The 12,522-nt window shown below is 30.7% G+C and carries 13 protein-coding genes; all 13 read right to left on the reverse strand.

Annotated elements, in window-relative coordinates; all coding sequences use genetic code 11:
• Positions 1-36 precede the first annotated feature (36 nt).
• Positions 37-894 (reverse strand): ATP phosphoribosyltransferase, encoded by an 858-nt coding sequence (hisG, locus tag RG22_RS00305; protein ID WP_034039822.1) that lies wholly within the window; start codon positions 892-894, stop codon positions 37-39.
• 319 nt (positions 895-1,213) lie between these two features.
• Positions 1,214-2,026 carry a prohibitin family protein gene (locus RG22_RS00310; RefSeq protein ID WP_034039823.1) on the reverse strand — a complete coding sequence of 271 codons (813 nt, stop codon included), beginning with the start codon at positions 2,024-2,026 and terminating at the stop codon, positions 1,214-1,216.
• A gap of 11 nt (positions 2,027-2,037) precedes the next feature.
• Positions 2,038-4,071: a VWA domain-containing protein gene (locus RG22_RS00315; RefSeq protein ID WP_034039825.1), complete on the reverse strand. Its 2,034-nt coding sequence runs from the start codon at positions 4,069-4,071 to the stop codon at positions 2,038-2,040.
• Positions 4,072-4,116: 45 nt separating this feature from the next.
• Positions 4,117-4,863: a 3-oxoacyl-[acyl-carrier-protein] reductase gene (gene fabG / locus RG22_RS00320; RefSeq protein ID WP_034039827.1), complete on the reverse strand. Its 747-nt coding sequence runs from the start codon at positions 4,861-4,863 to the stop codon at positions 4,117-4,119.
• A 202-nt stretch (positions 4,864-5,065) separates the two neighbouring features.
• Entirely contained in the window at positions 5,066-6,013 is a 948-nt protein-coding gene (locus tag RG22_RS00325) for an HAD family hydrolase (RefSeq protein WP_034039829.1), read from the reverse strand.
• A 58-nt stretch (positions 6,014-6,071) separates the two neighbouring features.
• Positions 6,072-7,601, reverse strand: coding sequence for a GMC family oxidoreductase (locus RG22_RS00330; protein ID WP_034039831.1), 1,530 nt, complete (start codon positions 7,599-7,601; stop codon positions 6,072-6,074).
• An 85-nt stretch (positions 7,602-7,686) separates the two neighbouring features.
• Positions 7,687-8,691 carry a thiaminase II/PqqC family protein gene (locus RG22_RS00335; RefSeq protein WP_034039833.1) on the reverse strand — a complete coding sequence of 335 codons (1,005 nt, stop codon included), beginning with the start codon at positions 8,689-8,691 and terminating at the stop codon, positions 7,687-7,689.
• Between the two features lie 92 nt (positions 8,692-8,783).
• The gene (locus RG22_RS00340) at positions 8,784-8,981 is read right to left on the reverse strand and encodes a hypothetical protein (protein WP_034039835.1); all 198 of its coding nucleotides are present in this window, start codon (positions 8,979-8,981) and stop codon (positions 8,784-8,786) included.
• 249 nt (positions 8,982-9,230) lie between these two features.
• Entirely contained in the window at positions 9,231-9,359 is a 129-nt protein-coding gene (locus RG22_RS18180) for a hypothetical protein (RefSeq protein ID WP_034045552.1), read from the reverse strand.
• Between the two features lie 11 nt (positions 9,360-9,370).
• Positions 9,371-9,679: a hypothetical protein gene (locus RG22_RS00350; RefSeq protein ID WP_034039836.1), complete on the reverse strand. Its 309-nt coding sequence runs from the start codon at positions 9,677-9,679 to the stop codon at positions 9,371-9,373.
• A gap of 350 nt (positions 9,680-10,029) precedes the next feature.
• Positions 10,030-10,902, reverse strand: a complete 873-nt coding sequence (sucD, locus tag RG22_RS00355; RefSeq protein WP_034039838.1) for a succinate--CoA ligase subunit alpha — start codon at positions 10,900-10,902, stop codon at positions 10,030-10,032.
• A gap of 78 nt (positions 10,903-10,980) precedes the next feature.
• Complete coding sequence (locus tag RG22_RS00360) at positions 10,981-11,922, reverse strand: UDP-3-O-(3-hydroxymyristoyl)glucosamine N-acyltransferase (RefSeq protein WP_034039840.1); 942 nt, start codon at positions 11,920-11,922, stop codon at positions 10,981-10,983.
• The gene (gene efp / locus RG22_RS00365) at positions 11,922-12,488 is read right to left on the reverse strand and encodes an elongation factor P (protein ID WP_034039842.1); all 567 of its coding nucleotides are present in this window, start codon (positions 12,486-12,488) and stop codon (positions 11,922-11,924) included. The genes RG22_RS00360 and efp overlap by 1 nt, the downstream gene beginning before the upstream one ends.
• Positions 12,489-12,522 lie beyond the last annotated feature (34 nt).

Here is a 12,522-nt window from a genome sequence, read left to right on the forward strand (position 1 = left end):
AGCTCAGTCTGACACACAAGAATAACAAATTTAGGATTAAAGCACCATTTTTTCAATTGGACAAACCAAAATACCTTGTGCTCCGTTTGATTTCAGTTCCTCAATAACATCCCAAAATTCATTTTTGCTTATAACCGAATGTACCGAACTCCACCCCTCCTCAGCCAATGGTACAACCGTTGGACTTTTCATTCCTGGTAAAACATCAATAATTTTTTCTAATTTATGGTTCGGAGCATTTAATAAAATATACTTTGATTGTCTGCCTTTTAATACCGATTGAATTCTAAATTGAATTTTATCTAAAATTGCTTGTTTTCCTTCACTTAAAATCGGTGAAACAGCAAGTACAGCTTCCGATTTTAAAATGACTTCAACTTCTTTTAAATTATTTTTAAAAAGGGTGCTTCCGCTTGAAACTATGTCAACAATAGCATCTGCTAGCCCAATATTTGGAGCAATTTCAACAGATCCGTTAATAATGTGAAGATTTGCATTTACACCACTTTTATCCAAATACATTTGTACTGTATTTGGGTATGATGTTGCAATGCGTTTGCCTTCTAAATCTTTAATACTATTATAATTTGAAGATTTTGGTACAGCTATACAAACTCTACAAGTAGAAAACCCTAATTTCTCAGCAACTTTTATATCGTTACCTTTTTCAATTAGAACATTTTCGCCAATAATAGCAACATCTACAACGCCATCTTTAAGATATTGAGGTATATCACCATTTCTTAAATAAAATACTTCTACAGGAAAACCTTTTGCAGATGCTTTTAATTGATCTTTTCCGTTATCAATATAAATTCCTATATCTTTTAATAATCTCATCGAGTCTTCGTTTAAACGACCCGATTTCTGTACTGCAATTCTTAATTTGCTCATTTATTTGTTTTTATGAGTTTGAAACAACCAAGCTTAATTAAAATTAAAAACCCGCTTGATTGTCTCAAACGGGTTTAAAAATATTTTGATTTTATTCAATACATTTTCAGTTCGCTTGAGAGCAAATATGAAAATGATGATGTAATTGAATAAAAGCCATGTCTTTGTTTTACTTATGCAAATATCTGTAATAAAGTTTTATAATTCCAAATATTCAAAACAAATTTTGTAATTATTAAATATTTTGTAATTATAAACATAAATCATTATTTAATATTCAAAATACAATGACGTATTTTAAATTGTTTGATTAATTGCCTTATTGGTTTCCTAAAATTATAGGTAAGCCACTATCTCCAGAACCAATAACAATAACTTTGCTATTTGGTGATTCTGCTAATTTCATAGTAGCGTCAATACCTTTGTCTTGTAAAATTTTATCTGTTAATGAGGCGCTTAAAAGTCTATTTGATTCTGCTTTTCCTTTAGCTTCAATAATTACTTTTTCAGCTTCTTTTCTTGCGCTTTCAAGTCTGAATTCATATTCCAAAGATTCCTGTTCTTGTCTCAATTTACGTTCAATTGCATCTTTTATTGTTGTAGGAAGCTTAACATTTTCAACAAGTACACGTTTAACATTTACAAATTGCCCTTCCAACTCTACTCTAACTTGTTCTAAAATCTCTAGCTCAATAATATCTCTTTTACTAGAGTACAATTGCTCTGGTGTATAACGACCTACTACACTTTTAGCGGCTGCATTTATTGCTGGACTCAATAACTCACGTATATAGTCTTCTCCTTTTGTTTGAATTAATCTACCCAAGTTTTTAAACTCTGGTTCAAACCAAATAGTTCCGCTTACTGTAATATCTAAACCATTTACAGAAAGCACATTCATGTTATCTGAAATAGATTGTTGACGCACTTTTTGAACAATCATACGGTTCCAAGGTGCTACAATATGAAATCCTTCCCCATAAGTTTTTTCTGTGTTAATACCATCTCCTAAAGGTTCAAATAAAACACCTCCTTCTCCAGGTCCAATAGTTACTAGGGATTTTGATAATAATATTACGACTACTATCGCTACAATTATAAAGGGTAATGCAATTTTTGGTAATTTTTCCATTTCTATTTTTTTTAAATTAATCCGTTATATTTTCTTAAAAACCACTCGCTTCCTAGACTTATTGCTATAATTATGAGCAAGTATTTCCAATCAATCAAAGGTATGGTATTTTTATTGCTTTTTTGGATAGTTGCGTAACGATTATTGCTTATTAAATCGTTAATTAAACTATCTGAATCATTAGCAAAATAGCTTGTTCCTCTACTATTTTTAGCCAACTGTTTTAACTTTACTACATTAGCATTTAAAAATTGCTGTTCAACATTATATTCTAAAATTTGAAAAGTGCCAGATTTTGAAATATTTTCGTTTGAAGCTTTAACAGTAAAGTTGTATTCTGAAGGCGATAAGCTACTTAAATCGACTTGATAATTATTGTTTTTTAAAATAAGAGGAAATGTTTTTTCTTCTTTTGAAGTTTTGTCTATTACAATTATATTAAGTGTTTCTCGTGTATCAAATACATAATTTTTATCGAAAAATTGTGCTTTAATTATCACATTAGTGCTGCCATCATAAAACGATTCATATTCTACATTTAATCTATTTCGACGTTTGCTTGAAGCTAAATATTGAACCAGTTTCCCTATAAAATCATCAAATGCATGAAATGATTTTGTATTTATAAAACTTTGAGCTCGCCATTGCCATATGTTTTCTCCAAATAAAATGGACTCTCTCCTATTGTTAGTTTCAAAAGAGGTTAGTAGCGGTTGATTTGTTGATACGTTTCCTAATTTTTTATTAAGAATAGTTTCAAAAGGAATTGAAAGATTAACAGCTCCAAAATTTGATTTTAGAGGAGGAAACGATTCAAAATCTATATCATCTATAATAAAAGGTGAATAGTTTAGGTTTAATTCGGCTTGATAATCCTCCGTTTGATTTGTTATTTCGTGAGTAAAATTCTCACTTACGTTATTCACAAAACTTAAGTCAGTTTTTGTACCAATAATTATAAATCGATTTTTGTTTTCTCTATTAATAACCTTAAATAATTCTTTAAACTTATTATTTGGTTGATTTATTATAATTAACTGAAAGTCATCTATTTGATTTATTATTTCATTTGAATTTAAAAACACAACAGAACGTTGTTCGTTACTTTCAATACTTTTTTTAAGTGTACCTAAATCTGGATGCAAAAAATCACTGACAATAGCAATTTTTGTTTTTTGATCAATGACTTCAATTGCAAAATTTTTAGTATTATTAATAATATTCTTCTCGTTTTTAATAGGAATTATTGTTGCTTTTAAACTACTAATACCAACGCTATTTGCTGGCAAAGTAAAGTTAATCGTTTTGGAATTATTATTTTTTGTAAAATCAACAGCTTTAGAATAAACCGTTGTATTGCCACGAGTAACTACAAAACGAGAATTAACATCGCTGTTTCCGCTATAAGTCATTATCACTTCAATAGGAAAACGATTTTTTAAATAGGAATATCTATTAACATTCAGTTGTTGAATTTTTAAATCGGTGTGCGTTACTGTATCACCCAAAATAATAGGATAAATAGGAGTTTTGTATTTTGAAGCTATAAACTCGTAATCATTTCCAAAAGTTTGATTGCCATCAGAAATTAAAATAGTAGCTATATTCGTGTTTTTATAGACTTGTGATAACTGACTAAATGCATCAGAGATATTAGTCTGTTTTTCAGAAAATTGAATAGAATCAAACGGTTTTAATTGCTCGCCAAAAGTGTATTTTGATATATTAAATTTATTATTTAATTCATTATTTTGTGATAGTTTGTCGATAATACTTAAAGCATTTTTATCTTGTTTTAAATGTTTTATCGAACTAGAATTATCAATAGCAACAACAAGATTAGGTTTTTCTGTAGTTAATGTTATATGGTTAAATTTTGGATTGATGAGTAATAGAAAAACTGAAAAAAACGTAAGAAACCGTAAAAACGAAAACAATATGTTAAGCTTGGAAACATTTTGCTTACCTTTTATATACTGAAAAAGCGCTAATGAAAGCGCTATAATTCCAGCAACAATAATGTATAATATAGTTTCTGTTTGCATAAAAAGACCTTTCGACTGTGCTCAAGGTGGCATTTCAGTAGTAAATTAAGTTAGCATTCCGCCATCAACATTTAGTGTTTGCCCAGTAACATAAGCACTCATATCGCTTGCTAAAAACACACAAACGTTAGCAATATCATCTGGAGTTCCACCGCGTTTTAAAGGAATTGCTGCACGCCATCCTTTTACAACATCTTCATCAAGTTTTGCAGTCATTTCGGTTTCAATAAAACCTGGCGCAACTACGTTACTTCTTATATTTCTTGAGCCTAATTCTAAAGCTACAGATTTTGAAAACCCAATAATTCCTGCTTTGGAAGCTGCATAATTTGTTTGACCAGCATTTCCTTTTACACCAACCACAGAGCTCATATTAATTATTGAGCCTTTACGTTGTTTTAACATGGTGCGCTGTACTGCTTTGGTCATATTAAAAACAGACTTCAAGTTAACTTCAATAACCTTATCAAAATCTTCTTCAGTAATACGCATTAGCAAATTATCTTTAGTGATGCCAGCGTTGTTTACTAAAATATCAATGCTTCCGAATTCGGCTGCAACTTCTTCTGCTAATTTTTGAGCGTCATCAAAATTTGCTGCATTACTTTGATATCCTTTAGCTTTAATACCTAAAGCGTTTAATTCGTTTTCAAGCTCGTTTGCAGCTTCAACAGAAGAACTATATGTAAATGCTACATTTGCTCCGTGTTCTGCAAATACTTTAGCAATACCTTTTCCAATACCTCGGCTTGCTCCTGTTACAATGGCTGTTTTTCCTTCTAATAATTTCATTCGATTTATATAAAATAGTTGATTTCCTGCTTTCGCAGGAATGACAGTTTAAATTGAACCTCAGATGCTGGCATCTAAGAACTCTTGCGAATTCAAATATAGTAATTACAAGTTGTATCAAATAAAAAAACCTCACAAAATCTTGTGAGGTTTTTAACAGCAAATGAGTTAGTCACATTCTACATAAAACAAAGTTTATGGCTTAATATTTTTTAAAAGGAAAAATAATTTTGAAATTATCTTTCATATTTATACTTACCCAATTATTTGACTTAGCCTTCTCTTCTAATTCATAATCATGATAAACATATTCTAAACTATCATCATGAATAAGAATCAACTCAAGATTGGTATATGGACTTGACCCTGAATACGTGAGCATTTCATAATCTCCCATTGTATTACCAAAAGCAAAAATTGGTTGTTTTCCTATTCTATTTCGAATAAGCTCAGCTTTTCCTGAACCATCTGCCTTTGGGCTTAAGTATTGTTTTTCTCTAATAAATTTTGAAATATTATTAGGTTCAAGTTTATAACTTAATGAAACTGTAGAACCAATGGTTTTTTTCCTTTCTATGTACAGATAATCTTCTCCATATGCTCTGAGGAATCCTTCTTCAGAACCTGAAACGATATAAACATCAAAGTTATTTTTCTTAAGATAATTAATAAGTTCTAACATTGGAGCATAATACATTTTACTATAAGGTACGTTAAATCGTGAATGCAAACTATTAGCAGTAGTGCTAGAAACAGAATCTAGGTAGGTCTCCTGATTATAACAAAGAAATGCTTGAAGAATAGCTTCATAAACATGTGCGTTTATATATTTAAAGTCCTTATCACAAGCTGCCTTATAAAGTGCTTTTTTTAGCAAAGAACTATCTTTAGATGCTAGTTTACATAATTGCTCCATAGCCACAATTACTTCCATGTACATTGGTTTTTCACATCCCACTGTTCCGTCAAAATCAAAAACAGCTATTCTATCTTTTATAGGAACATATGTTGATTTAGAACTATCTATTACAGCTAACAAAAAGTCATTTATACGATCTCTCTGTGGTGTGTCATTCCATAAGCTTAATTGGTTTGTATTAATCTTTTCTTGAAACGTTCTTTTTTGAGACTGCTTACATGAAAAGATCAATAGTAAAATGCTAATTTGAGTTAATAACAGACACTTCATATAAATAATAAAAAGCGATTTAATTATTGCTTATAATAAGTTCAGCAGCTTTATCTCCTATCATAAAAGCTGGTCCCTGAGTATGTCCAGAAGTTATAAAAGGCATTATCGAAATATCTGCAATTCTCAATCCAGATACGCCTTTTACTCTTAAATCTGGATCGACTACAGCATCAGAATCTGTTCCCATTTTACATGTACATGATGCATGACTATATGAATAACTGTTTTGTAATATCCAATTTTCTATTTGCTCACTGGTAACAACATTAGGCCCAGGGACTAACTCTTGATTTCTCCAAGGAGCTAATGCTGCGGAATTACCTAGAGCCCTCATTAAATTAAAAGCATCAATTGCTTGTTGCATATCATTTGGGTTTGAATAAAAATTAAGATCAATAATTGGAGCATCTATATAGCTTAATGAGTTAAGTATGACTGAGCCAATACTTTTCAAGCGCATAGCTCCTCCTGTAATTGAATAATGACTTTCTAATTCTGGTTCTGATTCTCCACAAACATAAGTACCTCTCATCATTTCTATACAAGTAGTTGGTTGTTGATATTGAGTCATATTTGACCAAGCCATAACGTAACCTTCATTGGTTGGCTGGTTATAGATTGGTTGTTTGGTAGACCAACTTCCTTTAAATATAATGGCGTCTTGTAAATTTTGTCCCACACCAGGTAAATCAGAAATTATAGCTTGCAAACCAAGTTCTTTTAACTTAGAAGCATCCCCAATTCCTGAACGCATTAGAATTGCAGGTGTATTGATTGCTCCTGCCGATAATATAACTTCTTTATTTATATTAACTGAATATGAAATTGTATTGTTGTAAACAAAATTAACTCCTGTAGCCTTATTATAAGTATTGAAAATAAGTTCTTGAACATTGCAATAAATTAACACATCAAGATTCGGTCTTTCTAGATTAGGTGTGATATATGTTTGAAATGATGTTTCCCTAATGTTTTTATTATTTATGGTGGCTTGAAGTGGACTTACTCCAAACATATTTTCCCCAGAATTATAATTAGAATTATATGGGATTCCCATATTTTCACAAGCCTGAATGAAAGATACTGCAAACTCATTTTCAATTGTTTGAGTGGGTTGCAATGCGGCTTCTATATTTTCAAAATTGTGTACAATATTATTATAATTCCATCCTACACATCCATGCTCACTTTCCCATAGGTTAAAATCTGCTGGTGCTCCTCTAGTATAAACCATATCATTATGTGACGTACAGCCTCCAGTCATTTTTGCTCTTGAATAATCTAAAACTCTATTATTCATATTAACCTGAGGTACGGTTTTATAACCCCAATCAATTGAAGCATCATTATACAAACAATTAATTTGTCTTGGATTCCAAACATCTGCTACCGATGCAGCACTTTTACCTGCCTCTAATAATAACACTGTGATGTTTGGATTTGCAGATAACTTACTAGCAACTATACTTCCTGCCGATCCTGAACCAATAACAATATAATCATACGACGCTCTTAATTGTATTGCTTCATTATTTAAATTATTCATGCTATGATGTTTTTTAAAAAATTATATTTGAGATAAGTATTGTACTAACCTACTTTATTTATATAACATATAGTATAATAAATAGTTACAACGAAAAGTAATCTACTTTTAATCTAGGTATATAGTTTGAAATATCAGAATAGTATTCTATTATTTGATCATGAAATTGATCAAAAGCATGTTTAAGATCATGTACACAATTAACGGCGTAATTAACTTCTTCTTTATCCATATGTGTAATCCCTTCTAAAGCTTCGTTAAGAAGACTGTTATGATCCATTTCAATGTCCATTTCTAAATGTGTAAGTGGCCCTTTTATTGCTTCAATAGGCAATTCATACAACTCAAAAATATTATGCATTACTTTCTTTGAATTTTCATAATCAAATTTATTAGCTTCAAATAAATTAGTACATGCTAAATACCCTAAAGTACTTTTGGCTCCTATATCATTTAACATGTTAATAAGAGAGGATGTTCCTATTAACGGGTGTGCATTAATTACTTTATCTCTTGAAACACCTAATTCTACTAAGGCATCTAAATAAAAATCGGCATGATTATATTCATCAACTAAGTAGTTTAGTAAAATGGTTTTCCATTGATCATTTTTACAATGTATTAATGCATTTCCTGTATGTATTGGTGCTGATTTTACATAGTGATAGGTCTCTAATAGCAACCCTATAAGCACTTCTTTTCTAAGAGATTTGGATTTAAGAAGATTGAAAAGTTTATGATATCCTATTTGTCTTTGCCACATCAAACATGTGTCATATACTTTTGAAGTGAATTCTTCTTTAAGAATAACTGATTTACTTTCAGATTTATCCTCTCTAATAATACCCATATCGCTAAACGATTCTACAATAGACTCTATGTCCTCTTTTAAAATATTTGTTTCAGAACTTATTTCTTGTATTGAATGTCTTCCATCAAAATATCTTTTCATATTTAAAAACGTAGCTCGATCTCCTGCTAATTCTTTTAGATCAAAATGCTCTTTTCCAACTATTATGCGCAATGATTCTTTATCATCGTTACTAAGCATTGTAAAATGTCTTAGCCTAGGATAGTCTATATTATTCATTTGTATAGTATTAATAATGATTAAAAAAGAGCTTAAAATAGCTATAATTGAACTTTAAAATTAGGATTTTAAGCTCTTTAAAAAAGGTTAAATTATCCACACATAGTAATTGTAGATGGACTTCCTTCAAATCCTTTTCCTTGAACTCTGCTAACAGAAATTTTTAAGGATTGTGGTACTGTAACATGAAAATCTCGTTGTTTTAAATCTTCATCTTTTACTGATTCTACAATACGAACTTTTGTTCCAGGTTTAACCTTTACAACAAGTTCTTCTTTATTGTTTGACATAGTTAATTAATTTAATGATTACTCATCTTTCCGCTTTTGAGTTATTGCGCCCTAATGCTTAAGGATTTTGGGATTATTCCATAACTTACTATCAATACCCTTATTTTTAATATTAGATTAGCTATTAATAATCCAATATTAAAATCAAAAGGTTGTTCTTAAATATATTGTAATCCCGGTATATAATATGAGAGAGAGAGTTAGGCTTCTAAATAAAAGGCCTATGTGCAATTTTAAAGCTAATAGTTACTAATTAACTAAATCTGCTTTTTTTGACAATTGTTTTTTTGCTTCTAATTGTTGCTTACTTACTAAATCTGATTTTTTAGCTAATAATTTTTTAATAACTAGTTGCGTTTTTGATACATCATTTTCCATAATATTTGGTTTTAAATGTTAGAAATATGCTTTTTAACGAAATTTATTTGCTCATCAGTTAAACCATTAAAGAGGTTTTCAGAGGTTAATCTTTCTGGCACGAAATTACACCCTTCGGTTAAGCTAGGGTTTTCTCCACATTGAATTCTTTTAACTTGTTCTTCAAATCCAGGTATACAAAGACTGCTTAGAGGACATTTAATGCACGATGTTCTATCTCTACTAGCTGGAAGATAACTAGCCTCAGCTATACAATATTCTTCAAACTCTGGTCCTATGTATTTTTTACTAGGATTAGTGTTAAAATTATTATAACTCATTTTACTTTAAATGGATTTAGTTGAACAATTATTTTATTTAAAAAAATGCTTTCAAAAATTTTTAATTTAAGAATTAGAGTACCAAGAGGCCGTTTTATTTTGAATAAACAAAACACCTGTATTTTTATACAGAAAATCTTAAACGTTATAATTGTTAATAGGAAGAAATACGAATATATAAAAAGTATTACAAAATACAAAATTAATTCGTACATTTTTGTGTATATAGAAATTTAGGTAAAATAAAAAGCGAGAACTCTTAACTTAGAGTTCTCGCTTTCTTAATATTAAATACTTAATTAATCTAATTAATTAGCATCCAAACTAAAAGCTTAATGATTTATTATTAGTTAGTCTAAAACTTCGGCTATTTTCTTTCCTATTTCGGCTGGAGAATTAACAACATGTATACCACAAGCTCTCATAATTTTCTTTTTAGCTTGCGCTGTATCATCGCTACCACCAACAATAGCACCTGCATGCCCCATAGTTCGTCCTGCAGGAGCAGTTTCTCCAGCAATAAAACCTACAATTGGTTTTTTGCTTCCACTAGCTTTATACCAGTTTGCTGCATCAGCTTCTAATTGTCCGCCAATTTCACCAATCATAACAACTGCTTCAGTTTCTGGATCGTTGATTAGTAATTCAACAGCTTCTTTAGTTGTTGTTCCTATAATTGGATCACCTCCAATACCTATAGCTGTAGTAATTCCTAAGCCTTGCTTCACAACTTGATCTGCGGCTTCGTAAGTTAATGTTCCCGACTTTGAAACAATACCAACTTTTCCTTTTTTAAATACAAACCCTGGCATAATTCCAACTTTAGCTTCACCTGGAGTAATAACACCGGGGCAATTTGGGCCAATTAATCTACAGTCTTTATTTTTTATATAATTTGAAGCCGTAATCATATCTGCAACAGGAATACCTTCTGTAATTGTAATAATCACTTTAATCCCTGCATCTGCAGCTTCCATAATAGCATCGGCAGCAAATGCTGGCGGAACAAAAATAATGGTTGTGTCTGCTCCAGCTTTTTCTACTGCTTCTTGCACAGTATTAAAAACAGGTCTTTCTAAATGTGTCTGCCCACCTTTACCTGGAGTTACACCACCAACAACATTGGTTCCGTATTCTATCATTTGACTAGCGTGAAATGTACCTTCACTACCGGTAAATCCTTGAACAATTATTTTTGAATCTTTATTTACTAAAACACTCATAAGAGATTATTTGTATTTGTTTATATTACTAGGCAAAAGTAATTTTTTGTATTAAAACTTTAAAGTAAAAATGGTTTTTTATTTATCCAGCTGTTTTAATTTTTCTAATAACTCTGGAATCTTTCTAATAGAAGCTATTTCTTTATATTTTGTACGGAAGTCATCTGCTGGAATTCCAAAATAACTTTTACCTCCTTCTAATGATTTGCTTACTCCTGCTTTTGCTGAAATTACTGCTTTTGCTCCAATGGTAATGCCGCTAGTAATACCTACTTGCCCCCAAATAGTTACTTCATCTTCAATAACAACACAACCTGCAATACCAACTTGTGATGCTATTAAACATTTTTTACCAATAACGGTATCGTGACCAATTTGAACTTGATTATCTATTTTTGTGCCTTCCTTAATAGTTGTATCTGCAGTTACACCTCTATCAATAGTACAAGCAGCACCAATATCTACGTTGTTTTCAATAACTACACGTCCTCCGGATTTTAATTGATCAAATCCTGAAGGTCTATTTTTATAATAGAATGCACTGGCTCCTAAAACTGAGCCTGAATGAATTTCGACATGATTGCCAATAATGGCATTGTCATAGATACTAACATTGGAATGAATGATACAATCGTCGCCAATTTCGACGTGATTCCCTATGAAACAATTCGGCTGAATTATAGTATTTTTTCCGATTTTTGCAGTAGTTGATATTTGACTATTTGAAGATTGAAACGGATTAAAATAATTGGTTAGTTTATTAAAATCTCTAAACGGGTCATCGCTAATAAGCAATGCTTTTCCTTCGGGACAATCAACTTTTTTATTGATTAATACAATAGTAGCTTTTGATTCTAAAGCTTTATCATAATATTTAGGGTGATCGACAAAAACAATGTCTCCAGATTCTACCACATGAATTTCATTCATACCCAAAACAGGAAAATCATCAGCTCCAATAAATTCAGAATTAATTAATTCAGCAATATTTTTAAGTGTATGTGCTTTAGAGAATTTCATTATTCCTTCACACGTTCTTTATAAGTCCCTTTATCAGTTTCAATTTTTATTTTATCACCTTCATTTATAAATAAAGGCACATTAACCTCTGCTCCTGTTTCAACTGTAGCTGGTTTAGTGGCGTTTGTAGCAGTATTTCCTTTAACACCGGGTTCGGTAGCTGTTACTTCTAAAATAACACTTGCTGGTAAATCTACAGATAGCGGCATGTTATCTTCAGTGTTTATTAAAACAGTTACTACTTCACCTTCTTTCATTAAACCTGGATTATCTAAAGCAGCTTCTAATAATCTAATTTGTGTGTAATCTGCTTCGTTCATAAAATGGTAAAACTCCCCATCATTATATAGATATTGAAATTTATGGGTTTCAACACGAACATCTTCTAATTTATGCCCTGCTGAAAACGTATTATCTAGCACTTTCCCATTTGTTACACTTTTCATTTTAGTACGTACAAATGCTGGTCCCTTTCCAGGTTTTACGTGTAAAAATTCAATTATTTTATAGATGTCATTATTATACTTAATACATAATCCGTTTCTAATATCTGATGTACTTGCCATTTTGTTGTTTGTTGTTAAGTCTTTTTAGCTGTAA

This window comes from Wocania ichthyoenteri Th78 (genome assembly GCF_000789235.1).
Classification (GTDB): domain Bacteria; phylum Bacteroidota; class Bacteroidia; order Flavobacteriales; family Flavobacteriaceae; genus Wocania_A; species Wocania_A ichthyoenteri.